At 55.2% G+C, this 25,203-nt stretch carries 27 protein-coding genes and 1 riboswitch; of the genes, 16 read left to right on the forward strand and 11 right to left on the reverse strand.

Annotated features, from left to right (window positions below; genetic code table 11):
- The first annotated feature begins 43 nt into the window (after window positions 1–43).
- From AC0J4F_RS00825 to AC0J4F_RS00845, 5 genes are all read left to right on the forward strand, one after another.
- Complete coding sequence (locus AC0J4F_RS00825; protein ID WP_473025137.1) at window positions 44–619, forward strand: hypothetical protein; 576 nt, start codon at window positions 44–46, stop codon at window positions 617–619.
- Window positions 620–921: 302 nt separating this feature from the next.
- Complete coding sequence (gene groES / locus AC0J4F_RS00830) at window positions 922–1,209, forward strand: co-chaperone GroES (protein WP_008195263.1); 288 nt, start codon at window positions 922–924, stop codon at window positions 1,207–1,209.
- 57 nt (window positions 1,210–1,266) lie between these two features.
- Window positions 1,267–2,910 (forward strand): chaperonin GroEL, encoded by a 1,644-nt coding sequence (gene groL, locus AC0J4F_RS00835; protein WP_133948437.1) that lies wholly within the window; start codon window positions 1,267–1,269, stop codon window positions 2,908–2,910.
- A gap of 172 nt (window positions 2,911–3,082) precedes the next feature.
- A complete protein-coding gene (locus AC0J4F_RS00840) occupies window positions 3,083–3,598 on the forward strand; it encodes a hypothetical protein (protein WP_473025138.1) in 516 nt (171 codons plus the stop codon).
- A 25-nt stretch (window positions 3,599–3,623) separates the two neighbouring features.
- Entirely contained in the window at window positions 3,624–4,085 is a 462-nt protein-coding gene (locus tag AC0J4F_RS00845; protein ID WP_473025139.1) for a hypothetical protein, read from the forward strand.
- An 84-nt stretch (window positions 4,086–4,169) separates the two neighbouring features.
- Here the strand turns inward: AC0J4F_RS00845 and AC0J4F_RS00850 are convergent, their stop codons facing one another.
- Together AC0J4F_RS00850 and AC0J4F_RS00855 are read right to left on the reverse strand one after the other, a co-directional pair.
- Window positions 4,170–5,870 (reverse strand): methyl-accepting chemotaxis protein, encoded by a 1,701-nt coding sequence (locus AC0J4F_RS00850; RefSeq protein WP_473025140.1) that lies wholly within the window; start codon window positions 5,868–5,870, stop codon window positions 4,170–4,172.
- A gap of 91 nt (window positions 5,871–5,961) precedes the next feature.
- Entirely contained in the window at window positions 5,962–6,420 is a 459-nt protein-coding gene (locus tag AC0J4F_RS00855; RefSeq protein ID WP_133948443.1) for a cache domain-containing protein, read from the reverse strand.
- Window positions 6,421–7,077: 657 nt separating this feature from the next.
- On the opposite strand from AC0J4F_RS00855, the gene AC0J4F_RS00860 reads away from it, so the two are divergent.
- From AC0J4F_RS00860 to AC0J4F_RS00885, 6 genes are all read left to right on the forward strand, one after another.
- Window positions 7,078–7,290 (forward strand): SlyX family protein, encoded by a 213-nt coding sequence (locus AC0J4F_RS00860; protein ID WP_133948445.1) that lies wholly within the window; start codon window positions 7,078–7,080, stop codon window positions 7,288–7,290.
- A 158-nt stretch (window positions 7,291–7,448) separates the two neighbouring features.
- Window positions 7,449–8,450 carry an MDR family NADP-dependent oxidoreductase gene (locus tag AC0J4F_RS00865; RefSeq protein WP_133948447.1) on the forward strand — a complete coding sequence of 334 codons (1,002 nt, stop codon included), beginning with the start codon at window positions 7,449–7,451 and terminating at the stop codon, window positions 8,448–8,450.
- A 111-nt stretch (window positions 8,451–8,561) separates the two neighbouring features.
- A complete protein-coding gene (locus AC0J4F_RS00870; protein ID WP_473025141.1) occupies window positions 8,562–9,632 on the forward strand; it encodes an efflux RND transporter periplasmic adaptor subunit in 1,071 nt (356 codons plus the stop codon).
- Window positions 9,629–10,867, forward strand: coding sequence for an ABC transporter permease (locus tag AC0J4F_RS00875; protein WP_133948451.1), 1,239 nt, complete (start codon window positions 9,629–9,631; stop codon window positions 10,865–10,867). The genes AC0J4F_RS00870 and AC0J4F_RS00875 overlap by 4 nt, the downstream gene beginning before the upstream one ends.
- Window position 10,868: 1 nt before the next feature.
- A complete protein-coding gene (locus AC0J4F_RS00880) occupies window positions 10,869–11,582 on the forward strand; it encodes an ABC transporter ATP-binding protein (RefSeq protein ID WP_473025142.1) in 714 nt (237 codons plus the stop codon).
- 60 nt (window positions 11,583–11,642) lie between these two features.
- Window positions 11,643–11,765: riboswitch (SAM-I-IV-variant riboswitch) on the forward strand.
- A gap of 41 nt (window positions 11,766–11,806) precedes the next feature.
- Window positions 11,807–12,103, forward strand: a complete 297-nt coding sequence (locus AC0J4F_RS00885) for a hypothetical protein (RefSeq protein ID WP_209172628.1) — start codon at window positions 11,807–11,809, stop codon at window positions 12,101–12,103.
- Here the strand turns inward: AC0J4F_RS00885 and AC0J4F_RS00890 are convergent, their stop codons facing one another.
- The 3 genes from AC0J4F_RS00890 to AC0J4F_RS00900 form a co-directional block, all read right to left on the reverse strand.
- Window positions 12,104–12,460, reverse strand: coding sequence for an acyl-CoA thioesterase (locus AC0J4F_RS00890; protein ID WP_133949632.1), 357 nt, complete (start codon window positions 12,458–12,460; stop codon window positions 12,104–12,106). It lies immediately after the preceding gene.
- A gap of 230 nt (window positions 12,461–12,690) precedes the next feature.
- Window positions 12,691–12,909 carry a hypothetical protein gene (locus AC0J4F_RS00895; RefSeq protein ID WP_133948456.1) on the reverse strand — a complete coding sequence of 73 codons (219 nt, stop codon included), beginning with the start codon at window positions 12,907–12,909 and terminating at the stop codon, window positions 12,691–12,693.
- Between the two features lie 12 nt (window positions 12,910–12,921).
- Window positions 12,922–13,395, reverse strand: a complete 474-nt coding sequence (locus AC0J4F_RS00900) for a group III truncated hemoglobin (protein WP_473025143.1) — start codon at window positions 13,393–13,395, stop codon at window positions 12,922–12,924.
- Window positions 13,396–13,467: 72 nt separating this feature from the next.
- Here AC0J4F_RS00900 and AC0J4F_RS00905 point away from each other — a divergent pair, with 72 nt between their 5' ends.
- The gene (locus AC0J4F_RS00905) at window positions 13,468–13,902 is read left to right on the forward strand and encodes an RrF2 family transcriptional regulator (protein ID WP_209179344.1); all 435 of its coding nucleotides are present in this window, start codon (window positions 13,468–13,470) and stop codon (window positions 13,900–13,902) included.
- Window positions 13,903–13,918: 16 nt separating this feature from the next.
- Here AC0J4F_RS00905 and AC0J4F_RS00910 read toward each other — a convergent pair whose 3' ends face one another.
- The 4 genes from AC0J4F_RS00910 to AC0J4F_RS00925 all read right to left on the reverse strand — a co-directional run bounded on the left by AC0J4F_RS00910 (window position 13,919) and on the right by AC0J4F_RS00925 (window position 18,382).
- The gene (locus AC0J4F_RS00910; RefSeq protein ID WP_008195708.1) at window positions 13,919–14,608 is read right to left on the reverse strand and encodes a Crp/Fnr family transcriptional regulator; all 690 of its coding nucleotides are present in this window, start codon (window positions 14,606–14,608) and stop codon (window positions 13,919–13,921) included.
- A 206-nt stretch (window positions 14,609–14,814) separates the two neighbouring features.
- A complete protein-coding gene (locus AC0J4F_RS00915; RefSeq protein ID WP_209179343.1) occupies window positions 14,815–15,612 on the reverse strand; it encodes a ChbG/HpnK family deacetylase in 798 nt (265 codons plus the stop codon).
- A 102-nt stretch (window positions 15,613–15,714) separates the two neighbouring features.
- Window positions 15,715–17,214 carry an ArnT family glycosyltransferase gene (locus AC0J4F_RS00920; protein WP_473025144.1) on the reverse strand — a complete coding sequence of 500 codons (1,500 nt, stop codon included), beginning with the start codon at window positions 17,212–17,214 and terminating at the stop codon, window positions 15,715–15,717.
- 7 nt (window positions 17,215–17,221) lie between these two features.
- The gene (locus AC0J4F_RS00925; RefSeq protein ID WP_473025145.1) at window positions 17,222–18,382 is read right to left on the reverse strand and encodes a glycosyltransferase; all 1,161 of its coding nucleotides are present in this window, start codon (window positions 18,380–18,382) and stop codon (window positions 17,222–17,224) included.
- Between the two features lie 372 nt (window positions 18,383–18,754).
- Here AC0J4F_RS00925 and hisS point away from each other — a divergent pair, with 372 nt between their 5' ends.
- From hisS to hisG, 3 genes are read left to right on the forward strand one after another with little or no spacing between them, the layout of a single operon-like run.
- On the forward strand, window positions 18,755–20,299 hold the full coding sequence (gene hisS, locus AC0J4F_RS00930; RefSeq protein ID WP_473025146.1) for a histidine--tRNA ligase: 1,545 nt from the start codon (window positions 18,755–18,757) through the stop codon (window positions 20,297–20,299).
- Window position 20,300: 1 nt separating this feature from the next.
- The gene (locus tag AC0J4F_RS00935; protein WP_473025147.1) at window positions 20,301–21,455 is read left to right on the forward strand and encodes an ATP phosphoribosyltransferase regulatory subunit; all 1,155 of its coding nucleotides are present in this window, start codon (window positions 20,301–20,303) and stop codon (window positions 21,453–21,455) included.
- A gap of 3 nt (window positions 21,456–21,458) precedes the next feature.
- Window positions 21,459–22,427: an ATP phosphoribosyltransferase gene (gene hisG / locus AC0J4F_RS00940; RefSeq protein WP_133948470.1), complete on the forward strand. Its 969-nt coding sequence runs from the start codon at window positions 21,459–21,461 to the stop codon at window positions 22,425–22,427.
- A gap of 19 nt (window positions 22,428–22,446) precedes the next feature.
- On the opposite strand, the gene AC0J4F_RS00945 is transcribed toward hisG, so the two are convergent.
- Both AC0J4F_RS00945 and AC0J4F_RS00950 read right to left on the reverse strand, forming a co-directional pair.
- The gene (locus AC0J4F_RS00945) at window positions 22,447–23,115 is read right to left on the reverse strand and encodes a DNA-3-methyladenine glycosylase I (RefSeq protein WP_133948471.1); all 669 of its coding nucleotides are present in this window, start codon (window positions 23,113–23,115) and stop codon (window positions 22,447–22,449) included.
- A 139-nt stretch (window positions 23,116–23,254) separates the two neighbouring features.
- Complete coding sequence (locus tag AC0J4F_RS00950; RefSeq protein ID WP_133948473.1) at window positions 23,255–24,010, reverse strand: protein phosphatase CheZ; 756 nt, start codon at window positions 24,008–24,010, stop codon at window positions 23,255–23,257.
- A gap of 256 nt (window positions 24,011–24,266) precedes the next feature.
- Between AC0J4F_RS00950 and AC0J4F_RS00955 the strand changes: the two genes are divergently transcribed.
- Complete coding sequence (locus AC0J4F_RS00955; protein WP_209002310.1) at window positions 24,267–25,004, forward strand: DUF2927 domain-containing protein; 738 nt, start codon at window positions 24,267–24,269, stop codon at window positions 25,002–25,004.
- The last annotated feature ends 199 nt before the right edge of the window (window positions 25,005–25,203 follow it).

Genomic DNA, 25,203 nt, shown 5'->3' on the forward strand with positions numbered 1-25,203 from the left:
AATCGCTAAGAAAAGACAAGATCTAAGGGCGGCGGGGATTTATATGACGAAGCAGGCAAGCCGGTTTAAGCTTGGGCGGAATTCCACTTCTCTTGCATTGGTGTTCGGGATATTCGCGGCGGCGGGCTCCGCTGTTGCTCAATCTCCTGACTACAAGTCTCCCTCCCCGGCATTCACGGAAGCGTTGGCAGCTTTCGATGCCGCATGGGCTGCAGACGGCCTTGCTTTTTCATCTGTGACATTCACAAACGGTCCCGGCAGTGGATATGGGAAGTACACTGCCACAGAAAACAATGTGTTTTCAGCCGGTGAGACGATTGCGCTTTATGCTGAGCCTGTCGGATATGCATTCGATCAGTCGCAAGACGGTTACACATATAAACTAGCCGCCAGCTATCGCCTGATAAACACATCAGGTCAGGTCTTGAGCGAACAATCTGATTTTGCAGAGTTCACCGGCACGACCCGATCCAAGCAACGCCAACTGTCGGCCAGCTTGTCATTTCAGTTCGATGGCTTGCCCGAAGGCGACTATGCACTCGAAGCCACTTTCGCCGATCAAATCGGTAATCAAACAGCCGGCTTCAAGCTTCCATTTACAATTCAGGCCGCCAACTGATCCGCATCTAATTCACGACTCACAGGGCTCGAGTATCGACCACGCTCAGCCCGCGGCTAGACGCAGGGAAATCCAAGCGTTAACAGTGTCGTACCAATGTGCCGGATCCGGCCAGAAAATCTTCCTTCCGCCATTGACAAGCCCCTCCGCGATACATAAATCCTTGGGCGCTGTTAGCACTCGCCACTAGGGAGTGCTAATCGCGGATGGGAGGGGTAATTTCTCCTGTTCTCAGTAACCCAATAATCATGTCTCGCGCGCTGCCTATTGCGTGGGGCGCGCTCATGAGAGGAAACAGTCTTATGGCATTTCGTCCACTTCACGACCGTGTCGTAGTTCGCCGCGTCGACTCCGAAGAGAAGACCGCTGGTGGCATCATCATCCCGGATACCGCTAAGGAAAAGCCGCAGGAAGGCGAAATCGTTGCAGTTGGCAACGGTGCGCGTGACGACAGCGGCAACGTTGTTGCTCTCGATGTCAAAGCAGGCGACCGCGTTCTGTTCGGCAAATGGTCCGGCACTGAAGTCAAAATCGACGGTGAAGACCTCCTGATCATGAAGGAATCCGACATCATGGGCGTGATCGCTTAATTCAGCGAACCGCTTTTTGATCTCAATCGCAAATTCCAGAATAAGTGAGACGACTACATGTCTGCTAAAGAAGTAAAATTCTCGTCTGACGCACGTGAGAAAATGCTCCGTGGCGTCGACACCCTCGCAAACGCCGTTAAAGTTACACTTGGCCCGAAAGGCCGTAACGTCGTTCTCGACAAAGCCTTCGGCGCACCGCGCATCACCAAAGACGGTGTTTCCGTTGCCAAGGAAATCGAACTCGAAGACAAGTTCGAAAACATGGGCGCACAAATGGTGCGTGAAGTTGCTTCCAAAACCAACGACATCGCTGGTGACGGCACAACCACTGCAACCGTTCTTGCACAGGCCATCGTCAAAGAAGGCGCCAAGGCTGTTGCTGCCGGCATGAACCCGATGGACCTGAAGCGCGGTGTAGATCTGGCTGCTGCAGAAGCTGTTAAAGCTCTGATGGCTGCTTCCAAAGACATCACCACGTCTGAAGAAGTTGCTCAGGTTGGCACAATCTCCGCAAACGGCGACGAGCAGGTCGGCAAAGATATTGCTGAAGCCATGCAGAAAGTTGGCAACGAAGGTGTAATCACCGTCGAGGAAGCCAAGTCTCTGGAAACCGAGCTGGAAGTCGTTGAAGGCATGCAGTTCGACCGTGGTTACCTGTCTCCGTACTTCGTAACCAACGCTGACAAGATGCTGGCTGACCTTGAAAAGCCGTTCATCCTGCTGCACGAGAAAAAGCTCTCCAACCTGCAGGCCATGCTGCCGATCCTGGAAGCTGTTGTTCAGTCTTCCCGTCCGCTGCTCATCATTGCAGAAGATGTTGAAGGCGAAGCGCTGGCAACTCTCGTTGTCAACAAGCTCCGCGGCGGTCTGAAAATCGCAGCAGTCAAGGCACCGGGCTTCGGCGACCGCCGCAAGGCCATGCTGGAAGACATCGCGATCCTGACCGGCGGCACCGTGATCTCCGAAGATCTCGGCATCAAGCTGGAAAACGTGACCCTCGACATGCTCGGCACTGCTGAGAAAGTTGCGATCACCAAAGAAACCACCACCATCGTTGATGGTGCAGGTTCCAAGGACGACATCAACGGCCGCGTTGGTCAGATCAAAGCTCAGATCGAAGAAACCACTTCCGATTACGACCGTGAAAAGCTGCAAGAGCGTCTGGCGAAACTCGCTGGCGGTGTTGCTGTGATCCGCGTTGGCGGTGCGACCGAAATCGAAGTGAAAGAGAAAAAAGATCGCGTTGATGATGCTCTGAACGCAACCCGCGCTGCTGTTGAAGAAGGCATCGTCCCGGGTGGTGGTACAGCTCTGCTGCGTGCGAAGAAAGCTGTCGAAGGCCTGGCCAACGACAACGCTGACATCGCAGCTGGCATCAAGATCGTCCTGCGCGCTCTGGAAGCTCCGATCCGTCAGATCGCTGAAAACGCTGGTGTCGAAGGCTCCATCGTTGTCGGCAAGATCCAGGAAAACGACGACACCACTTTCGGCTTCAACGCACAGACCGAAGAATTCGTCAACATGATCGAAGCTGGTATTATTGACCCGACCAAAGTTGTCCGTACTGCTCTGCAGGACGCAGCATCTGTTGCCGGTCTCCTGATCACCACCGAAGCCATGGTTGCTGAGCTGCCGAAGAAAGACGCAGCACCGGCAATGCCGGGCGGCGACATGGGCGGTATGGGCGGCATGGGCTTCTAAACCAGCCACTCACAAGTCTTATGGAAAGGGCGGCCCTCGGGCCGCCCTTTTTGCTTTTTTCCCGGCTGTATTCTGCGCAACATACTTCTGCTCACATACCGATGGCTGAGACGTCCTTGTCCTAGAACCCGCATTTGGCGGGATAACGACAATGGTGTGCAGGGCATTAGGTATGACAGTTCAAGACGACAACACTTTAAAACTGATCACCGCCAAGAACCGACTTTTCGGAACCATCGGCCTCACGACACAAGCCGTCGACAGCGACTACAAAAGCAATTTGACACTCAAGGTCGGCCAGATACCAAGCACCTATTTCTTCAGCTCGGCGTTGTTTGAAAACACCTCAACCCGCTACAGGCCGTTTCACTCCCAAGGCTTTATCGCAACCTCCAGTGAAATGCGTATGTATTGGGTTCTTGCAGGATATTGGAACACGATCGGAAACCTTAGAAGCGCATTGTCGACAGATTTCGCGCCGATCAATCCGTCGCTTCCGGACACAAAAGCCTCGATACCGGCATTTTATGAAAGCCGGTATTTCGTCTATGCCCCAATTGGCGTCGACAAAACCGGTGTGGAGGCATCCATCCGGATGATGCAGAAACAAGCAACTCCCCTTTCGACCGATGCGCTGGTCACCATGAACCGCGATGATAAAGGCGGAGACAAAACGGCTACCTATTAACATCAAGGAGGGAGCTCTACAGGGGATGTTCTGGGCATCGAAACAAGGTGGCTGGAATTCGGGATCAGGTCAAAACACCAACCGGTTGTTCCCTTTTGAGATTATCGATTACCCTATCCCGGACACAGCTTTCCCGGAGGCAGCCGCACGTGGGAGCGATCTTCCAGAGGCCTTGAAAGTTGTACCGGCAGATAACCGTGTCCATTTCGGGCACTCCCTGATGACGATCGACGCCATTGAGACCTATTACAAAGATCCAAACATGCAAGTCGGCTTGGAGAATGTCATAACCGGTGCCGACTTGTGGACACGCATGCTTCGATTGGGCGCCTATGCTCAAAGTCTCGGATATTCGGCCAACACCAGGCCGTTTGGTGCCCAACACATACAATCGGGCACCAACTATCTGTCTTTGAAGGAAGCTGGAGACTTAAATCGGCAGAAACAGCTTGTGACAGAACTTATCGCTAATTTTGTAGATAATTAGAGTGTCTACTGATCGAAGCCGCGGGTGCTGCCAAATGTTTTCCGCACTTTCTTTTCAATTACGAGGTCATTGAAAGAGCTCGTGTTAGGCAGCCCGGACCTGACCAAGGAAGTCTTCAACCTGGGACCGCAAGTTCCTAGCGTGATCCGAAAGGTCGACGGCAACTTCAAGAACTTCCTTGGCTGCATTGCCCGTGTCGGAAGCCGCTTGTGCAACATCATTGATGGTGTGACCGACCTCAGCAGTGCCAGAGGCCGCCTGCTGCGTACTGGCGGCGATTTCACGTGTCGCGATGCCTTGTTCACTCACAGCACCAGATATCGTGTCAGAGATATCCTTGATCCGGCCAATCGTTTGACTGATCGACTGGATCGCTTCAACAGCCTCCCCAGTCGCTGACTGCATACCCGAGATCTGCGAACCGATTTCTTCGGTTGCTTTGGCTGTTTGAGTTGCGAGGTTTTTCACCTCAGAAGCCACAACTGCAAACCCTTTCCCAGCCTCGCCAGCACGCGCCGCCTCAATGGTTGCGTTCAGTGCCAGAAGGTTCGTTTGTTCTGCGATGCCGCTGATCAGTTCGATGACCTCTCCGATCTTGCTCGCTGCATCTGCCAATCCACGGACCGAGTCGTTGGAGCGCTCCGCTTCCGCATTGGCCTGGTTGGAGATTTCCGCCGATTCTGCGACCTGCCTGTTGATCTCCCCGATGGAAGCCGACATTTCTTCAGCGGCCGAGGCGGCTGTTTGTACATTCTGCGATGCGTTTTCCGCCGAAGAAGCAACGGTGTTTGCCTGTTGCTGGGTCTGTTCAGCAACGGACGACATGGATTGCGCCGTCGATTGCATGCGGGACGAGGAATCCGTCACGGTATCGACAATTCCCATTAGAGCAGTTTCGAACTGATCAGCAAGTGCATTCATCGCCGCCCGCTTCTCTTCCGCTGCCAGGCGCTCTCGTTCGACTTTTTCTAGCTCGAGTTGTTCGACTTCAAGAGCATTTTCGCGGAAGACGGCAAGCGCTCGCGACATCTGTCCGATTTCGTCGCGGCGGTCAGTGGCCGGCACATCCACGTCAGAGTTCCCACCTGCAAGTGCGGTCATAGACCCGATGATCTGGACAATTGGGCGCGAAATCATGCGTGAAATCAGCCAGTTCGCAATCAACCCGACCAGAGCCACCAGGGCCACGGTCAGTAGAAACAATTTCATAGCTTCTTGCGCGCCATTAAGGGTCGCGTCAGTTGCCTCAACCCTCAGACCGTCAACAACGGTCTTCAACTTATCAACATCACCAACGAGTTTGGCGTGAAGTTGCGTCGCATCATTCATGAAGATGCTTGCAGTTGCGACATCCAGGGTTGCCATATCGGCCGTCCCGAGAGCGGATTCTGAGTACTCTTTGGCGTGCTTGATCGCACCTTCTTGGAGCTCTGCCAGATCGGCGTTGTCCAGCTTGGACAAGTCCAAAGCTTCAAAGTCTGCAACAATCGCCTTGAGTTGTGCCGTTGACTGTTCGAACTTGGAATTGATTTTCTCCATGTCCGATTCATTTTGCGCAGTTGTCATCAAATCATAGAGGGACAGCTGAGCGCTCGAAAGGTTTTCCTTTACGCGGTTCATGTCCGCAAAGGCTTTGATTTGAACATGGCTCAGATTTTCAACGGCAGCGCGTTGCTGATCGATCGCCATGAAGGAAATGACAGAAACAACTCCCAATCCCACCAACAGGATGACCGGTGTGACGAACATCTTTTTTGCTAAGGCAAGGTTGGCGAACCAGTTCATTTTTCCATCCAATATTATATTCTAATTGAAGGCCGATGGCCGAAACGGCCATCGGTATCATTTGGTTGGCTAAGGCGAGCGGTGGCGAGCCTTACTTGTAGATGCCAACGCCGCAGATGTGATCGCCAGCGGACATAACGACGGACGACTTTTGCTCGATTTTCTTCGAAACCGGGTTCGGCCAACGGTAGTCAACCCAGCCGCCACCAGATTGGCCCGTGCTCACAAGTTCCATCACGAACTCTTTGCCATCGGCGTCCTTGAGACCCGACAGGTCACGACCAATAAGCTTCGCGTTCGCCCCGTGAGCAACCGTTACACCAGCATCATCGAAGCAGAAAACGTAGAGATCCCGATCTTGCCAACCCTTATCGGTGGCGGAGAAGTCTGCGAGTGCCGTATCCGCCCCAGCCGACTGATAATGCGCCACGGCTTTGTCGAGCATTGCCGTTGCTTCATCTGCCGTGCCGCGATCTGCTGCAAATGCAGTGGCGGACCCAGCCATCGAAAGTCCGGTAATCAGGAGTACCGCAATTTTTGATTTGATCATTCCCTAATCTCCTCCTGAGACGTCATCAAAGATGCTCTCAACAGAAGAGAGAAAACCTAATATTCGGATAATGGAATTAATTGGAGTTGATACCGAGCAAGTAACCAATTTCTATTTTTGATTTAATCGAAATATATGTACAATCTAAATTGAGAGGCGTATTTTGCACCGCACAATATAATTCTTATTCCCGCCACCTCTATACATAAAACTACCAATATACAACCTCTGAATGTAAACGCATCGTTATTCTGACCTGTTCCCGCTCTTTTCGGCGAAGTGTATTTTCTTTCAATTGCCATTGATTCTCTGTACGAAAAACCCCTCAAAATCACCTTACGACACTTTCAAATCCCATTTATTTCAAGGGCATCCCTTGCAGGCACCCACCACGCGATACAACCAAAATCGAAGATTCAATCACGACTCGGTCCGCTGATATGGCTCGCCAAGTTCGCGGCAAACTAACGCTCAAAATCCGCCAATGGACGCACACAAAATATCCAGGTCCAGGCCTATATTTTTTTGTTTTTCTCAAAAAAATCAGTGCCACGTACCATGTTGCAACCTGATTCCACCATCCAACAGATTCGTTTGCCGTAAATCGGGAATGGCACTAGACAGTGACCGAAGATTGTTTGATGCGAAGAGACCGCTATGAGTGCCGAACTGAACAGTAGGCTCGAAAAACTTGAGATCGATCTTGCGCACGCCACGCACACAATCGATGAGCTGAATGGCGTTGTCGTTGAGCAAGGGAAACAGATTGACCGGCTGACCCGAAAGCTCCTCAACATGACCGATCAGGTCGAAGAGTTGATTGAAAACGTGTTGCCTGGTCATCAGATCGAGAAGCCGCCACACTATTGAGCCCCGACTGGGTGGCCGCGTGTTGACGAACCGACAGAACAACACGGGTTATCGATAACCGTTTGAGAGCCCATCTTGCCACTTGCGCTCAATGCGATAGTTCGCTTACGTATAATGCGGTGCGTATACACATTTTGCGTTAAACCAAGGACACTGAGATGCAGAACCTGCACTTGACCCTGAAATCCCGTCCCGAAGGAAAACTCGGACCGGAGCACTTCGACCGTGTCGAAGAAGACATGGGACCTCTGGCAGATGGCAAGGCGCGCATTCGTGTCGTTTATGTCTCCCTGGACCCGGCGATGCGCGGTTGGGTCTCGCCGGACACAAAGAGCTATATTCCGCCAGTTCAATTGGGTGAGACGATGCGCTCGTTGGGTGTTGGCGTTGTTGAGGAGAGCAAGTCTGATGCCTACAAGGTCGGTGATTGGGTCTCCGGCACACCAGGCTGGACGAAATATGTCGACGTGGCTCCCGGCGAGATCAGCGTTGTCCCGCAAATGGACCGAATTGAGCACTATATGGGCGTTCTTGGCCTGCCAGGGGTGACCGCCTATCAGGGCCTGGTCATTGAGGGTCAACCGAAGGAAGGCGAAACGCTCTGTGTAACCGGAGCCGCCGGGTCGGTTGGCTCTCTGGTCGGCCAGATCGGCAAGGCGCTCGGCCTACGCGTGATCGGTATTGCGGGGACACAGGAAAAGTGTGACTGGCTGACCAAGGACCTCGGCTTTGACGCAGCCCTCAACTACAAGACCGACGATCTGAGCAAAGGGCTTGCCGAGTTCGCTCCGGACGGCATCAACCTGCATTTCGAGAATGTCGGTGGTGCGCCCTTCAAGGCAGCCTTCCGCAATATGGCCGCGCATGGCCGCATGATCTTCTGCGGCTTCATTTCCGCTTACAACGGCGATATCGATCCGGATCCGCTCGATATGACGACCATCATCCGGCGACGTCTGATGCTCAAGGGCTTCACCATGCCGGACCATTATGCATCTTACCCAATGCTGTTCTCCGAACTCGGTAAACTCATGATGCAAGGCAAACTCAAGTACCGGCTTCATGTTGAAGAGGGGCTGGAAAACGCACCAATCGTCTTCAACAAGCTGTTCGATGGCAGCAATACAGGCAAGCTGGTAGTCAAGGTCTCGGACCTCTGATCATCCTTTCCTTTTGAGAATATCGCCGGTGGAGCAGTCAGCCGGCTTTTCTTTTTCTGAGCAGAATTGAGAGTTTAGATTCCTCGTGAAATCTGTCGATTGATCCACCGCATGGCGGACCACGTCAAACGGACTAGTTTGGCCGGATACGAAACAGGTAGTGCCATGCGATACTTCCGCTATTTGCTCATTTTGGCCGCTCTCGGTGCGGCTTTTTCAGCATGGAACTGGTGGTCTGCCAGACCTCCGAAGGTCACCGTCACCGAGGCGTTTATCGGATCGGCTGCCGATGTCGTCTACGCAACAGCCGTGGTCGAACCGGTCAACTGGGCGAAGGTCACGTCGATTTTGCGAGAACGCATCGTGTCCTTGTGTGGCTGCGAGGGCATGGTCGTACAAAAGGGCGATCAGCTGGCCGAGCTCGACAGCGGCGATGCGCGGGCGGCACTTGCGGAACTGGAAGCCCGCCAATCCCTAGCGAAATCTGAGAGTGAGCGGGCGCTGCAGCTGCTGGAGCGCCGGGTCATCAGCCAACATCTTTATGACCGCGCGCAGAGCGAGCTTATTCAGGTAAATGCCGTCATAGCCGCGCAAACAGAACGTCTGCGGGACTACAAGATCGTCGCGCCAATGGATGGCGTCGTTTTGCGGCAGGACGGGTCTGTCGGCGAGGTCGCCGAACCCGGAGACATCCTGTTTTGGATCGGCCAGCCCAAACCCTTGCAACTTGTCGCAGAAGTCAATGAGGAGGACATTCCAAAAGTCGCCGCGGGCCAAACAGCGCTGGTTCGGGCGGACGCCTTTCCGGGGCAGGACCTTACCGCGACCGTTGCCCGGATCACCCCTAAAGGGGATCCGGTTTTGAAGAACTATCGCGTCTACCTGGACCTTCCAAAGGACACGCCGCTTCACATCGGCATGACCACCGAAATCAACATAGTCACCCTTGAAAAGCCGGAAACGGTGCTCGTACCGGTGGCCGCTCTCGATGGTCAGCGGCTTCAGACTGTTTCCAGCAGCAACACCGTTGAGACCATCGTCGTCGAAACCGGGATAACCGGGATCCGAGCTGTCGAAATTCTCGATGGTATTGCTGACGGAGATGCTGTTCTCCTGCCGTTTCGCGACGATCTCTCTGATGGCCAGAAGGTTGAGCCGGTGGCCGAGGGCACGCCAGAATGATCCTTCAGCTCCGCATCGCTGCGACCCATGTGCGCAACAGGCTCCGGCAAACGGTGGTCTCCACGCTTGGTGTTGCACTCGGTGTTGGGTTTTCCATTGCCATGGCCGCCCTCATGGAGGGCTCTCAACGTGACTTCATGGCAACCTTAATCGACGCCATTCCGCATGTGGAGATCAAGGATGATAAGCGGACGCCAACAGCCCAACCGGCCAGCTCCGTTTATGATGCTGTTGCCTTTCGCGGTTTGCGGCCGTTGGAGGACTTGCGTGGGATCCGCAATCCAACGGAAGCTTTAGCTTCGCTGCGAGATTGGGTTGACGGCGACATCGCACAACGCCTGACGGGTCAGGCTGTGCTGCGCTACAGCGGCCAGGACATTGGCATGACGCTGATTGGTGTCCGCCCAAAGCAGGAACTTCTCGTGTCCAACATTGGCGAGGACATCCGGGAGGGGGCCTTTGAGGACCTCGGCACAACCTCCAACGGATTGGTTTTAGGCGACAAGGCAGCCGAACGGCTTGGCGCTGACCTTGGAGACACAGTCACGTTGACCTCAGCAAACGGGGTCGCGAAACGGTTCAAGATTGTCGGCCTGTTCCATACCGGGATCACCACCAGCGACGAAAGCCTCGCCTATGCGCCTCTCAAAGCCGTCCAGATCCTTCTGGAAAAACCTGACATCATCAATGCCATCACGATCCGGCTGAGAAACATCGATGAAGCCGTCGCAGTTGCTGCAAGGGCCGAGCGGCAATTGGGCTACAAGTCGATCTCCTGGGAAGAGGCCAATGAAGGGCTGATGGAGGCTTTCTTTGTCCGCAACGTGATCATGTTTACTGCTGTCGGCGGTATTCTTCTGGTCGCCGGTTTCGGGATCTACAACATCATTTCAACGATCGTGCATGAAAAGGCCCGGGACATTGCCATCCTGAAATCGCTGGGGTTTCCGGAACCCGACATACAGCAGATTTTCGTCCTGGAGGGTTTGGTGATCGGTGTGCTCGGAGCACTTGTCGGGTCTGCACTTGGATTTGGATTGTCGAGTTATCTTGCAACAATCAAATTCGAGGTCACCACCGACATCGAAATGACCCGTCTGCCGATATACTTTTCTCATGTGCATTACATGATCGCCAGTGGTCTGGCGCTTCTGTCTGCGGGCATTGCCGGTTTTGTGCCTGCCAGAAAGGCTGCCGCGCTCAATCCTGTCGACATCATCCGGGGCGCGACCTGACATGAACGTTGCCCCGATCCCAACCACCCCTGCCCCACTTTTGGAAACGCGAGGCTTGACCCGCATTCTTCCGGCTGTAGTTCCGGTCACTCTCGTGGAGAACATCTCGTTTTCGATCGGCACATCGGAGTTCGTCGCGATCACCGGCCCATCGGGCTCTGGAAAATCATCTCTATTGTATCTGCTTGGACTTCTGGACCGGCCGACGGAGGGCGAAGTCCTGATTGGCGGCCGCAAGACGCACGATTTATCGAAGACCGAAATGGCTCACTTGCGGCTGGAAAAGATCGGCTTTGTCTTCCAGTTCCACTTTCTCTTGCCGGAATTCACCGCTATGGAAAACGTGATGATTCCAATGCAAAAACTTGGCGCTCTTGCTGCAGCTGAGCAAAAGGACCGCGCGGCAGGTCTCTTGGAAGATCTCGGCTTGGAGAACTTTTTGCACCGGCAACCTGCCCAATTGTCCGGCGGGCAGCGTCAACGCGTCGCCGTTGCAAGAGCGCTTGCCAATGCGCCGGACCTGATCCTTGCAGACGAGCCGACCGGCAGTCTCGATTCTGTCGCGACAGAGCAGGTGTTTATGTCGCTTCAATCGATTGTCGATCAACAAAGAACCACAGTGATAGCCGTTACGCACGACATGGATATTGCCGGCCGGATGCAGCGTCGCATTCATCTGGTCGATGGAAAAATCGACTATGACCGCAATCAATAACCGTTGGAGTCCTTCGGTTCTTGGATGACTTGCCAAAAAACGGAACTCATGGCATAAGCCTGCCATCATCAAGAGAAGGGCTGGCGCCCTCGCCAACCTGCCGACCGGGCAAGGTGGTTTCCGCAACAGGGATGCGGCCGTCCAGACACTCAAAAGAGGCTGCGCGGCAACGAAGCGGTAGTTTTCCTGCGCCAGTCCTCCTCGGGCAACCGATGGAGGATTTTTTGTTTCAAGATGCGCTGGCCGGACAAGCGGCCGAGTTGATCAGATACCAGGACGCCGAAGAGGCCGATCAGACAGCGGCCGAGATCTGGCAATCTACCGCGGAAGATTGTGTGCTGGCCCGCATGAAGACCATTCGGGTGTATGGCGGACTGCCACGCCACAAACGCCGGTTGACCCAGCATGAGCGGGTCGACCGCTTACAGGCATTGTTGCGCCTTTGGGCCAATGGCTGCATTTGCGCGGTCGATGAAGAGCTGTTTGCGGACCTGCTGGCGCGCAGATCCTTGCGCGCCTGATTACTGCGGAGCCGGAGTGTCCTTGGGGACTGGACGTGGCTTGCCTTGGTCATCAACGGCGACCATCGTGAAAATCGCTTCGGTGACTTTTTCCCGGCCGCCGAAACGGTGGCGCAAAGCCCAGGCTTCCAGTTTGATTTCCATGGAGCTTGTCCCGACGCGGCCGACGCTTGTGTAAACACACAAGACATCTCCGACATGGACCGGGCGGATGAATTTCATCTTGTCGACTGCGATCGTGACAACGCGGCCCTGCGCTCTTTGCCCCGCGGCAATCCCACCGGCGAGATCCATCTGAGACAGCACCCACCCGCCAAAGATATCACCAGATGCATTGGTGTCGGCCGGCATTGCCATTGTCCGGAGGGTCAGTTCCCCTTGCGGTGTTTCTTCACTCAAAGCGGTCGCTCCAGTTTCGTGTTTTACCGAGCCTAGCCCAACCGCTTCAAAACACAACGCTATCAATCAGATAATCAGCATCAGAATGGCCATGATCCAAAGCGGCATTGGTGCTGCAATCCAGATCAAGAGGATGGGTAAGCCACGTTGTGTCCATTTTGCACTGAACATTGGTGTCTCCTGTAAATTCAGAACATAGGGATTTCATAATAGGTCAGTGCCGCCAATGCGGTCATTCCGACCGCAAAGGCGAGTTTGGCGCTGCCAATCAGCGTTCGCCCCGCCACATCGAGGCGTGGCAAAGGCATGGATCTGGAATCCAGGTACATGGACACCATCATTCCGATGAAGACCGCGAACCACAAAACAACCAGACCTTCGGCCACCAAGACGATTGCCGGTAACATGAGCCCCTCCTATCAGGCTTGTTCAGTAAAGAGTTCCCCCGGCGGTGTACTGCCGGCAAAACCGAACGTTGCGAGCCACAGGCTCTGAGCAATCCGTTCGGCAATGGCGATGATCTCTTCGGCAACGTCCGAAACAAAAATCTCGCGTGCTACCGGCCGGAATACGTCGAGCCAATCGCCATAATCCGAGCTGACCACTTCCTTTAGTTTCAGGTGTTCCGGAACCGGCTTGCCTTTGTAGGTCCCGTTTTTCAGGAGAACGGACTGCCAAAACCGTTCCATCTTCTCAAGGTGCTCCGGCCAACGCCCTCCGAGACGCTTTTCAAAGATCTCACCGAGATGGGGTTGCTGGCGTAAAGTCCCATAGAATGAATGCACAAGGATCCGGATCGTCTCGGGAGTGACTTCGGCGTATTGCACCTCACAGGCCCCGTCGGAGCGGGCGACCGCGTTACCTGTTTCCTGTGGTGTTTGTTTGATTTGCATCGCAACCTCATAACATTCATATAAAATGAATCTTTTAAATGGCAGAAGTGCACGCTAAAATCAACATATAAAATGAATGTTTTGAAAGTTCTGGAAATGCGCCTCAGTCAAGCCAGTGATTTCGCCTTGAGACTCCTGATGGCAATCAGCCAATCAGATGCCCCGCAGACAGTGGACAAGTTGACCGCGCAACTTGGCCTGGCGAAATCCCATGTCATGAAAATAGTGGCTCAACTTGCCAAGGCCGGCTACCTGGAAACGACCCGGGGCCGTGGCGGCGGGATCCGGATTGCCAAAGAGGCAGATGACATCCGCATTGGCGATGTGGTGCGGTTGATTGAACCAGATCTTGGCGTGGTCGCGTGCCTCAAGGATGAACCGGCAAGCTGCCCGTTTTTACCGCGCTGCGCGCTCAAGGGCGCGATGGCGAGGGCGGCGGAGGCGTTCCTCGACAGCCTGAATGAACAAACGCTTGGTTCGATCCTGGCCGGCACGCAGAAGATATGAATGCTCGGCGCCTTGCCTAAAGTGTTGAAGCTTGTTCGAGAAAGTCTACCTGTTCCAGGCAATAGTAGCCGGAGATCCGGCTGATCGTTCCAGAGCGCTTCCAATCGTTCAGGACCCGACTGACATTCTCACGGGCAGCTCCGGCCATGTTGGCAATGTCCGCCTGACTGAGCTTGTAGTGGATCAGAACGCGGCCATCATCGAGAGGCTTGCCGAACGTTTCGGCCAGCTGCAGCAATGTCTGCGCGACACGTCCTGGAAGTGGTAAGAAAGAACGCGCTGCCAGGACGTCGTTGGCATGGCGCAAACGTTTGCCGACGATGGACAGCATGTGGCGGTAGACGGCGGGGTTTTCATCGGCGAACCGCTCAAAGGCGGACTTTTCAATGAATGCCAGCTGCGCTTCTTTCAAAACGCTCACCGTTGCAGACCGGGGACGGCCATCCAGCAAGGCAAGCTCACCAACCAGATCGCCTGGTCCGAGAACCGCAAGCAACTGCTCATCCCCATCGACTGACAGGATCGACACCTTCAAAGAGCCCTCCAGAACAGCATAACAGCCGTTTCCAGGGTCCCCGTTTTCGAAAAGTGTGGCATTGGCCGCCATTTTTATCGGGCGAGCGAGTTTTGACAGCCCAAGCGCCAATTCCGAATCAAGCCCTTGTAAAGAAAAGCTATTTTTCAGAAAATCATCGATCTTTGCCACACCTGCCCCCTGCAGACATTGCCGTCAAACCGGCCAATTTCGAAATACGCGCATTGTTGTGATGTGCATCACGTGCCCATGCCCAAACTACCCCTATATTGAAAAACATGGAAGCGGGGTTGCCCCTCCCCCTCTTCCGGACCTCCACGAAAAACGGCTCTGTTCCCCCCAGAGCCGTTTTTTCGTTTGGCTTGCTGTCCAAGCCCTCAATTCAGGAAAACATCCTTTTTTTCCAGCGTGTGAAAGAAACGGTCACTCGCCAGAACATCATACTGGCACTCTCGGATCGCGATCTTGGCTTTGGGTTCCTCCCGGCGTAACCGATCGTCGGCCCGGCCTGGGATGGCTGCCACAAAGCTCATGTCTGCCATCCCGTCAAAATGATTGTGCAGAAGACGGTGCAGTTCTTCCCTGTCACTGACCTCCGGCAGCGGATCTGCCTTGGGCAAGAACTTCAAATCGTATGGCTTCGCCAAGCGCTGAAGCCGGAGTGTTTTCAGGCCCGACCGCACCGGAGAAATGATATGCGGCGGCGTCTCAAATCCGGCGTGTCCGATTGCCTTGAAAACTGTTCGGGCCACACTGCTGCGCGCCAGCATCCCGTCTCGAACGGCAACGAAGTCCGGCTGCCGCTTCATCAAGACCGTGTAGCGGCCAAGTTGCGCCAGCGTTTCTTCCAACAGCAGCTCATCGGGGAGAAGCCGCAAAAGCGCCAGGCGGTTCATCTTCGAACGGGAAAACATCCGGTCGCCATAGGTCTGATGCATACGGCTGCTGACGGGCGATACCCTGTCGCCGGTAAAGGCCAGCGTAATCCCAAAGAGTGTGCGTGAACTTGAAGCCTTGACGGTTTCGATCAGCGGCCGGAACTCTCGGGGCCACAAGTCCGTCGCAACGAGCGCGCCGAGCGCACTGATACGCCCTTGCTCGGCGAGATCACGCAGTGCGCGGTCAACCCCGAATGCAAGACCGTAGTCCAAAGCTCCAAGCGTAATTCTTTTCATGCAGCGCGGTAAAGATACATAAGAAACGACACGCTCCTCCCTGCAAAACTTCGTAGAGTTTTGCAAGTCTTATCGTGACATCCGTCGCTTATTGAGTCGGCGTTACTTGGTCTCTAGCGGATCAAGAGCATCCGTTTTTCGGCCGGAGAGCCTATAGACGACCAGCTCTTCCAGAGGCACACCCTTCACCAATCGCTCCAGAACCGCGACCTGCTGTACGGTTTCAAACCGGGCCTTTAGAACATCCGCTTGATCACGGCGGCTTTCAGCGACGTAAAGCCCAGCGCCCTCAAATTCAGCCCCTTGCGGCTCTGGCGCCATGATATAGCGGATCCGCTGGGTATACTGGTGCACAGGCACCGTGTCTTTCATGAGGAAGTCGATTTGACCGTTGAGGCCATAGCCGGAGGTCAGAACAAAGGCTGCATCCGTGTCACCAACCACATCTTTGAGAGCTGAACCGATCTCTTGCCACCCGCGCAGCTGATGGGTCGGGTCTTTTCGCGCGAACTGCCCTGTAAAGGCCGAGACAGCATGGAGCTGAACGGCGAACGCGATCACAAGACCAAGGCAGACACCGGTTGTGGCAAGCTTGACCCAGTTTCGCGAGCGGCCTTGAAGATCGCCTACAAAGACCGCTGCCATCAATGCAATCACCGGAAACAACGGCGCTGGCCAGTTGGCCTGCACGCGCGAGTGCAGCGAGTGATAGGCAAGATAAATCAGGAACGGCAGCACGGTCAGGATGATCAGGGAGGCGGCCGCATCCTGTTTCAGAAACCGGCCGAACAAACGGGCTGCGCCAAACGCTGCCAAAAGAGCGATCAACGGATTGAGCAGGCCGACAAAAGCGCCGATAAATTCAAAGATGTACTTGGCGGTATACCCATCACTGCCGGCGCGCCCGAACTGTTTGTAGAAGCTGACCCAGTCGTGCAGATGGTTCCAGTAGAGCACCGGCGCAAACGTCAGGACCGCAATCAATCCACCGGCCCAGAGCTGCCAGGTCAACAGCCAACGGCGAGCGTCCGGAACCCACAAGAGCCACAGCACGATCCCCGCCCCGAGAAACAAAACCGAGTATTTCGACAAGAGCCCGCACCCGGCCATCAATCCGATAACCAGCCACCAGTTTGCGTTTTTGGAAGTGATAAGCTCGGCCAGCGCCCAAAAACTCAAGCCCCAAAACAGGACCGACGGGGCATCCGGTGTTGCAAGGATCCCGCCAATACCGACCAGCAAGCTGGTGTTCAAGAACAGGACGGCCCAACCGGCGACGCGGGCATCAAACAGGATGGAGGCCGTCCGCCAAAGTGCCAGCGATCCGATCAGGCCGGAAAAGATAACCAATGCCCGTACCGCAAACACGGTGTCTCCAAAAACGGACTGTCCCGCTGCAATCCACCAGCCGATCATCGGTGGATGATCATAGTAGCTGAGCGCTGGATAAAGTCCCCAGATCCGGTAATAGGCTTCATCCTCGACAAAATGCGCGTGGCTCGCGGCAAAAACCTTGAGAGCCATCAGCGCGACAACAACCAGCACAAGTCCAGCTGGCCGAAGAAAATAGGGCAAGTCTTCAGAGCTGTGTGCGTTTACCACGAATGCCTCAGCTTTTCCGCCAGGTCAGTGCAGAACTTGCCGCATAATTCCAGACAGCACCCATGATCGCACCTGCAGCGCCCGCAAACCACCAGTACGCCGGATCAGCATATATGAGGTTGGCGACACCGACATTTGCCAGAACGCCAACAGAACACACCGCATAGAAGGTCAAGAGACCGATCAGCGCTCCAAGACCGCGCAGACGCCGGTCCCGGTAGGTCAGCTGGTTGTTCAGGAAAAAGTTCGACGTCATCGCAACAAAGGACGCCGAGGTCTGTGACATGTTGAAACTCATGTCAGACAGCAGGAACACACGCAAGGCTGCCAAGTGAACAACAAGGCCGCTGGCACCAACAAGGCCGAACATCAGGAAGCGGACAGAGACGATGTCGCCGAAATACTTGGCGAGCAGCAGGCCGAAGTAATCCAGCGTGACCAGGGTGTCGAGCTTGCTTTCGCCGTGCTGGCGTTCGCGGAACGTGAATGGAAGCTCCTTGATCTTCAACGTACCGGCAGCTGATGACACCAGATCAAGCAAGATCTTGAAGCCTTGCGGCGACAATTTCGGGGCCAGCTCTTCGGCTTTTTCCCGGCGCACCATGAAAAACCCGCTCATAGGATCGCTGAGTGTTACATTCAAAAGCTTCTGCGCAAGCCCGTTGGCGATGTTGGACCCCCAGGCCCGGACCTTGGACAGTCCTTCGCCGACGGTTCCGCCTTCCACTTTCCGGCTTGCCACCACAAGGTCGATATCACCAGTCCTGATTTCGGCAAGCATCTTGGGCAGCAACGTTTCGTCATGCTGCAGGTCGGCATCCATCACAGCGACATACGGCGCGGAAGAGGCAAGGATCCCCTCAATACAGGCCCCGGACAGTCCGCGCCGGCCAATACGCCGGATCACGCGCACGCGCGGATCACTTAGAGCCAGCTTCCGGGCAATTTCTGTCGTGCCATCCGGGGAATTGTCGTCAACGACGATCGCCTCCCAGGCAACCCCTTCAAGCGCCTTGTCCAACAGGCCGATGAGGATTGGAATGTTCTCGGCCTCGTTGAAGCTTGGCAAAATGATGCTCAGCTCAGCGGGCAACGCTTCGCGTTTCAAAGAACGCGGTGCGCTGGTCTCTCCGCCCTGATCACCCACCAGGTTCACGACGCCGTCCATAGTTGTTCCAATTCCAGGCCTGACAGATCCAGTCGCTTACTTTCAGAGCGCCGGGTCTCACTCGCGCGGACCATAGCCCGGCGCAGATTAAATACAAGAAAGAACGCACCGATCGCCCTGTCTCAAACAGCGGCAATCGGGACTGCAATCCGTTGCCGTCCTTTTAGCCCGGACTGTGATGCAAACAAGGCATGGCGCGGACTTTTTTCATCTCGGTTAAAATGACTGTGTTTTGCCTGTCAGCGCGATCTGCTCCCGCGCTTGCTCTCAGAACCGCTTTCGTCTAGGACAACCGGCAACATCACAAGACTTTTCCAGATGCGTTCGCCAAAGGGTGCATGCGCGGAAAACCCGCCAGGACACAAAGATCTCATGGCTAAAAAACCAAACAAACTGAAGGCGCGCTTGCCGCGTGGCTTCGTTGACCGCTCTGCCGCCGATATTCGTGCCACAGACGAGATGCTGTCCAAGATCCGTCAGGTATACGAAAGCTACGGGTTTGACCCGGTTGAAACACCGGCCTTCGAATACACCGACTGCCTTGGCAAATTCTTGCCAGATACAGACCGGCCGAATGCAGGCGTCTTCTCCGTACAGGATGATGACGAGCAATGGATGAGCCTGCGGTATGATCTGACCGCGCCACTCGCCCGGCATGTCTCGGAAAACATCAACGAAATTCAGCTGCCCTACCGCACCTATCGCAATGGCTGGGTGTTCCGGAATGAAAAGCCTGGGCCGGGCCGATTCCGCCAATTCATGCAGTTCGACGCCGACACCGTTGGTGCACCAGGGGTCCAGGCCGACGCTGAAATGTGCATGATGATGGCGGACGCCATGGAAGCCCTCGGCATTCCACGCGGCCAGTACGTCATCCGCGTGAACAACCGCAAGGTTCTGGACGGTGTGTTGGAAGCCGTTGGTCTCGGCGGTGAGGACGATGCGGAACGCCGTCTGACTGTCCTGCGGGCCATGGACAAATTCGACAAGTTTGGTACCGAGGGTGTCCGTCTCCTCTTGGGCGACGGACGCAAAGACGAAAGCGGCGACTACACCGATGGTGCAAAGCTCTCCACTCCGGCGATCGATGCCATTGTCGAAATTCTGGAAGCTTCTGCGATCGACGATCTGATCGATTACACAAACGATCTGACTTTCAAGACCGCCGCGCTGTCCAAATTTGCGATCAATGAGAGTTTCGAGGCTGGCTTTCGCGAGTTGAAACTGATCTCGGATCTTGTGACTTCCGCCGGGTACCAATCCGACCGTATCTCGGTCGATCCGTCTGTCGTCCGTGGCCTGGAGTACTACACCGGCCCGGTCTATGAGGCCGAACTCCTGTTCGACGTCACCAACGAAAAAGGTGAAGTTGTTCAGTTTGGGTCTGTCGGCGGTGGTGGCCGTTATGACGGGCTGGTCAAGCGCTTTACTGGCCGCGACGTGCCTGCAACCGGCTTTTCCATTGGCGTCTCGCGCCTGATGACCGCGCTGAAAAACCTTGGCAAGCTGCAGACTACCGATGTTGTGGCACCCCTGCTGGTAACTGTCATGGACGGTGACACCGAAGCGCTCGGCCGTTATCAGAAAATGGTTCAGGACCTGCGCCAGGCGGGTATCCGGGCCGAGATGTATCAGGGCAACTGGAAAAAATTCGGCAACCAGCTGAAATATGCTGACCGGCGTGGTTGTCCGATCGCCATCATTCAGGGCTCGGACGAGCGTGAGGCTGGCGAAATCCAGATCAAGGACCTGATCGAAGGCGCCCGGCTGGCCTCTGAATCCACAGACGTCGACAATGTCACGTGGCGGGAAAGCCGCCCGGCACAGGTCACGGCCAACGAGGCGGATCTAATCGAGACCGTTCGTGGAATATTGGATGCGCAGGCCGAAGACCGCAGACAGGCAAACGGGGACTGATATGGCAACCGCGGGCGACACAACGGCTCTCGATCCAGCAAAAATTGATGCGGTCCTGGAATTGTTTCAGGCGGCCGGACACGCTCAAGTGTCGCCGCCCGTGCTTCAGCCGGCAAATGTTCTGCTTGATCTGATTGGTGAGGACATTCGCCGCCGCCTCTACCTGACTCAAGGGGCAGACGGCGCGGATTTGTGCCTGCGGCCAGATTTTACAATCCCTGTTTGCCGTCACCACGTTGCATATGGCGACAACGCCCTGCCGACGGGCTACTGCTACCATGGCCCTGTGTTCCGCCAGCGTCCGGACGGACTTGGCGAGATCCCGCAAATGGGCGCAGAAAGCCTCGGTCGGACTGATATTGCCGAAGCCGACGCTGACTTGTTGGCCCTGGCGATTGAAGCCCTGAGCACCTTCGGTCTTCAGGATGTCGCCATCCGGATTGGCGATGAGACGATTTTTGCAGCTGTACTTACGGGGCTCGGTCTCCCAGCCGTATGGCAGCGCCGCCTGCGTGACCTTTTTGGCGAAACCGACAAGCTGGCAGCAGCCGTCGAGCGGATGGCCGGTGGTACGACAAGCGACGACGAGACCCGCGACGTGCGGCTCGGCTTTCTCGCAGCGCTTGAAGGCGCTGATCCGAAAGCAGCACATGCGGTGGTCGAGGATCTCTTGTCGATTGCCGGAATTTCCGCCGTTGGCGGGCGGACGCCTGCCGAAATCGCCGACCGTTTTCTGGAGCAAGCCGCTTTGACCCGGGGAACCGCCGGACACGGGGAGGCAGCGGATGCTCTCAAGAGCTATCTCGCGATCAAGTCGGATGGCGCCAACGCGGTGTCGGCACTCAAGTCTTTTGCGGCAGAGTACGACCTGGACTTGAACCAACCGATTGCAGCGTTTGAGCAGCGTTTGGAAGCGTTGAAGGACAAGGGCATTGATCCGGCCCGGCTGGCGTTCGCGGCCGACTTCGGACGGCGGCTCGACTACTACTCAGGTTTTGTTTTCGAAATCCATGGCGGTACAGGATCTCACGATGGCCCTCTCGTCGGTGGTGGCCGTTATGACAAACTGGTCACCCTGCTTGGAGCTAAAACGGATGTTCCGGCGATCGGATTTTCCATGTGGCTGGACCGGATTGCAGCTCGGATCGGAGGCTAACCCATGAGCAAACTTGTGATCGCGGTTCCATCCAAGGGACGGCTTCAGGAAAACACACATGCCTTCTTCGGCCGTGCCGGTTTGAAAGTAACGCAGCCGGGCGGGGCAAGGAATTATCGCGGTGCCATCAAAGGCCTGCCGTCGGTGGAGATCGCCTTCCTGTCCGCTTCAGAAATCGCCCGCGCACTGGCCGACGGGGCTGTCCATTTCGGCATCACCGGACTGGATCTGGTCGATGAAAACATTGCCGATCCGGCAAGTGCCGTCCACATCGTGACACCGCTCGGGTTCGGCCACGCCGATGTCGTGATTGCCGTCCCAAAATCCTGGATCGATGTGGAAAGCATGGCGGATCTCGGCGATGTTGCGTCCGACTTCCGAAACCGCCACGGCCGGCGTCTGCGTGTCGCCACCAAATACGTCAACCTGACCCGGGCTTTCTTTGCAAAACATGGCATCGCCGATTACCGGATCGTGGAAAGCGCCGGTGCCACCGAAGGCGCTCCTGCGGCTGGCTCTGCAGAACTGATCGTCGACATAACCTCCACCGGCTCAACCCTTCAGGCCAATAACCTGAAGGTTTTGTCTGATGGCGTGATGCTGATGAGCCAGGCCAATCTGGTGGCCTCCCTCAATGCTGACTGGTCGGAAACGGCCCTCAGCGGGGCGCGGGAAATCCTCGACCGGGTCGCAGCTGAAGAAGCCGCGCGCAATGTGAAACTGGTCAAGGCTGTGGTCGATGACCGGACGCAGGCGCTTCGGGCGGTTAGCAATGTCGGCGCGATGCAGCGGTTCTCAGAATCGGGATCGACCGGTTATTTGAGCGTGTTGTGCCCAAAGGACGCTGTCGCTGCCTGCGCCAAGTTGCTGATCGCAGAGGGCGCAGACACCGTGACGGTGGAGACGCTCGATTACGTCTTTTCGAAAGACAATCCACTGTTTGCACCGCTGAAGGAGAAAGTTGGCGGTTAACAGCCAACCCAAACCCGCTTCACCGTGGCCGCTTGAATGTTCTGCGTGCCTCTTCAACGGGTTCCCGGCAGCAGCACCCTTCCAGGTGATCGTTGACCATGCCCATGGATTGCATGAAGGCATATACTGTGGTTGGACCAACGAAGCTCCAGCCCCGTTTTTTGAGGTCCTTCGACAGCGCAGTGCTTTCTTCTGTTTTGCCAAGTGTTCTGGCGACCGCGAAGGTGATTTCTGACGGACGGTTTTCAGACTTCGGCTCATAGGACCAGAAATAGGCCGCCAGAGATCCAAACTCTTTTTTCAACTCAATGGCACGTTTCGCATTGTTGATCGTGGACTCGATTTTCTTGCGGTGACGGACAATCCCTGCATCGCCTAAGCACCGTTCAACATCCGCTTCCGTGAAATTCGCAACATCCTCAAATTCAAAGTTGGCAAAGGCTGCCCGAAACCCTTCCCGTTTTCGAAGGATCGTCAGCCAAGACAAACCAGACTGAAACCCTTCCAGGCAGATTTTTTCAAAAAGACGCCGGTCATCATCCACCGGCCAGCCCCACTCCGTGTCGTGGTAATGCAAATAGTCTGGCAAATTGCCATGCCACCAGCAGCGCTGCTTGCCATCGGCCCCAAGGAGCAGACCGGTCTCGGGATCCCGCTCTGCCTTGATGGTTAGTCCTGCCTCGACCATTGCGCCTCTCAATTATTCACGTTTTGTTCCACGTCATTTGCTACACGAGATAGCGGAGAGGCGCAATCTGTGACTCCGGTGTGCAATCAACAAAAAACCCGGCTCAGTGGCCGGGTCTTGTAGATCTTCTGGAAATTATTTACGCGAAGAGCGCGTCGATGTCGTCCTGGGTTGCAACATCGATATCGGATTCCAGTGCCGGGCCATTGAGCAGCGCAGCATCGCCTTCCGCGGCTTTGGCTTCTTCAACTTCAATGTCCTTGAAGCTCTCAATGCCGCCCCAGATGTCCATCATCTGGATGATGCGATCTTCAACGAAGCGCAGTGTACCGACCACTTTTGTAATCCGCTGACCGGTCAAATCCTGGAAGTTACAGGCCTCAAAGATCTTGATTACGCGGTCCTGGATGTCACCGGCAAGCTCTGAATCCTGCCCGTTCAGACGGGCGGACAGAGTGTTCGCGGTTTCATCAATGAACTCGGCGGCTGACAGAATGCTTTCTGTCGCGCCTTCAGTCCCGACCACGACCGCATCAAGCTCATTCGTTACGCGAGTCATATCCTCGCCTTCCGAACCGGTCTTCTGGTGCAGGGTTGCGATTTCCTTCTTGGTCTGGGCGATCGCTTCATAGATCGCGTCCAGTTCCACCTTGAGCTTTGCCGCTTCCGAAAGCTCCTTGCGGAACTCGGACATGAACTTCTGGCTCATGGCTTCCGGGTCGAGCGCAGCTTGTTGCTGCTGACCTTCGCCCGATTGGATCATCGCCTTTAAGGTCGAGAGTTCAGCTAAAACTTCCTGATGCCGACGCTCTTCGGCAAACGCAGGGTCCGTGTTCGATACGGATTCCATACGTATTAAGGTTTCCGCTCGGAAGGATCGTTTCACAGCGGTCATACCTACTCCCGTCCCTGGCCCCTGCAGGCTTGTTCTCATAACGCTTTGGCCCTTATACCGACGGAAGCTTAAGGAATTGTTTTTTCGATACTAACAACATCGGCCAATGGTTTCCCGCATTGGTTACAAGGCGGCGCACTCGCACCCTGCCAACACTGCCTAGAACAGAAACAAGCTGGTGCCGGTTGAAGATCGCATCCCGGTATTGGGCTGGACAAGTTGCCGGGGGCGTGATCTGAATTCGGCATAGATCGGAGTGAAGTCCATTGCAGCGAACATGATGCGCAAGATCCTGATTTTAATGGCAATGTTGGCTTTGTCGGCAAGCATGCCAGCCCGGGCGTCGAGTGAAGCCTTTACGACCGAAGACATCATGTTCGGATTTGAACAGACTGTCTTCGGCCTTGAACATCGCAGTTGGGGATGGCGGCCTTACCTGGTCAAAAAATTCACGACACCGGTCCGCTTTTATATCCATAACCTTGCACGCCGGGACCGAACGGCCACAGTCCGTCGCTTTGTAAAGGAGATTGACCGGCGGGTGAGCGGTTTGTCTGCCACGGTCGTCAGGCGGCCAGCAGACGCAAATTTCGAGATCTATGTTGTTGACCGCAAACAATACAAACCGGTGGTGCGGACCGATATTTACAAGAACCCGAAGGCAAAGGTTCCCGGTCGATGCCTAGTCCGCGTCATTTCAGGCCGGAACGGCATAAAGCGATCAGCAGCGGTGATCGTTTCTGATGAAGGCGAATTCCTGTTTCAGCGCTGCCTTGTGGAAGAAGTGCTGCAGGGGCTTGGTCCCATGAATGACAATCACAAACTGGTGCATTCGGTCTTTAACGATTCCTCGCGTCACAACCGTTTTACGGTCTTCGACCAGATCATTTTGAACATGCTTTACGACCCGCGGATCAAGCCGGGCATGTCCGTGAAGCAAACACAAGACATTCTGCTTCAAATCGCGCGCGATGCCCGCAGACGCGTGCGTTAACCAACCTTTCATCAAAACCTTCATGTTCTCAATGGCCATAAACTGGCTCTGAGCAGTACGTCATTCATCTTAAGTTTCGATTCATCTCGTTCTTCAACCAAGAAATAACCATAAATGCCGAATGTCGGCCCCAGATGCCGTTGATTCATCTTTGGCACAGCCCGCACACCTATCATCGTTGCCAATCCGTTAACCGGCG

The organism is Roseibium sp. R5 (genome assembly GCF_055755305.1).

What these genes read in the sequence shown, in the direction of transcription:
- AC0J4F_RS00865 (WP_133948447.1), top strand. Translation starts at nt 7,449, where the DNA reads ATGCAGAACCTGCACTTGACCCTGAAATCCCGTCCCGAAGGAAAACTC.
- AC0J4F_RS00905 (WP_209179344.1), top strand. Translation starts at nt 13,468, where the DNA reads ATGAATGTTTTGAAAGTTCTGGAAATGCGCCTCAGTCAAGCCAGTGAT.
- AC0J4F_RS00900 (WP_473025143.1), bottom strand. Translation starts at nt 13,395, where the DNA reads ATGCAAATCAAACAAACACCACAGGAAACAGGTAACGCGGTCGCCCGC.
- groL (WP_133948437.1), top strand. Translation starts at nt 1,267, where the DNA reads ATGTCTGCTAAAGAAGTAAAATTCTCGTCTGACGCACGTGAGAAAATG.
- AC0J4F_RS00845 (WP_473025139.1), top strand. Translation starts at nt 3,624, where the DNA reads ATGTTCTGGGCATCGAAACAAGGTGGCTGGAATTCGGGATCAGGTCAA.
- AC0J4F_RS00950 (WP_133948473.1), bottom strand. Translation starts at nt 24,010, where the DNA reads ATGACCGCTGTGAAACGATCCTTCCGAGCGGAAACCTTAATACGTATG.
- AC0J4F_RS00850 (WP_473025140.1), bottom strand. Translation starts at nt 5,870, where the DNA reads ATGAACTGGTTCGCCAACCTTGCCTTAGCAAAAAAGATGTTCGTCACA.
- AC0J4F_RS00875 (WP_133948451.1), top strand. Translation starts at nt 9,629, where the DNA reads ATGATCCTTCAGCTCCGCATCGCTGCGACCCATGTGCGCAACAGGCTC.
- AC0J4F_RS00880 (WP_473025142.1), top strand. Translation starts at nt 10,869, where the DNA reads ATGAACGTTGCCCCGATCCCAACCACCCCTGCCCCACTTTTGGAAACG.
- AC0J4F_RS00825 (WP_473025137.1), top strand. Translation starts at nt 44, where the DNA reads ATGACGAAGCAGGCAAGCCGGTTTAAGCTTGGGCGGAATTCCACTTCT.
- AC0J4F_RS00860 (WP_133948445.1), top strand. Translation starts at nt 7,078, where the DNA reads ATGAGTGCCGAACTGAACAGTAGGCTCGAAAAACTTGAGATCGATCTT.
- hisS (WP_473025146.1), top strand. Translation starts at nt 18,755, where the DNA reads ATGGCTAAAAAACCAAACAAACTGAAGGCGCGCTTGCCGCGTGGCTTC.
- AC0J4F_RS00925 (WP_473025145.1), bottom strand. Translation starts at nt 18,382, where the DNA reads ATGGACGGCGTCGTGAACCTGGTGGGTGATCAGGGCGGAGAGACCAGC.
- AC0J4F_RS00895 (WP_133948456.1), bottom strand. Translation starts at nt 12,909, where the DNA reads ATGTTACCGGCAATCGTCTTGGTGGCCGAAGGTCTGGTTGTTTTGTGG.
- AC0J4F_RS00915 (WP_209179343.1), bottom strand. Translation starts at nt 15,612, where the DNA reads ATGAAAAGAATTACGCTTGGAGCTTTGGACTACGGTCTTGCATTCGGG.
- AC0J4F_RS00840 (WP_473025138.1), top strand. Translation starts at nt 3,083, where the DNA reads ATGACAGTTCAAGACGACAACACTTTAAAACTGATCACCGCCAAGAAC.
- AC0J4F_RS00855 (WP_133948443.1), bottom strand. Translation starts at nt 6,420, where the DNA reads ATGATCAAATCAAAAATTGCGGTACTCCTGATTACCGGACTTTCGATG.
- AC0J4F_RS00870 (WP_473025141.1), top strand. Translation starts at nt 8,562, where the DNA reads ATGGCGGACCACGTCAAACGGACTAGTTTGGCCGGATACGAAACAGGT.
- AC0J4F_RS00890 (WP_133949632.1), bottom strand. Translation starts at nt 12,460, where the DNA reads ATGGCAATGCCGGCCGACACCAATGCATCTGGTGATATCTTTGGCGGG.
- groES (WP_008195263.1), top strand. Translation starts at nt 922, where the DNA reads ATGGCATTTCGTCCACTTCACGACCGTGTCGTAGTTCGCCGCGTCGAC.
- AC0J4F_RS00935 (WP_473025147.1), top strand. Translation starts at nt 20,301, where the DNA reads ATGGCAACCGCGGGCGACACAACGGCTCTCGATCCAGCAAAAATTGAT.
- hisG (WP_133948470.1), top strand. Translation starts at nt 21,459, where the DNA reads ATGAGCAAACTTGTGATCGCGGTTCCATCCAAGGGACGGCTTCAGGAA.
- AC0J4F_RS00945 (WP_133948471.1), bottom strand. Translation starts at nt 23,115, where the DNA reads ATGGTCGAGGCAGGACTAACCATCAAGGCAGAGCGGGATCCCGAGACC.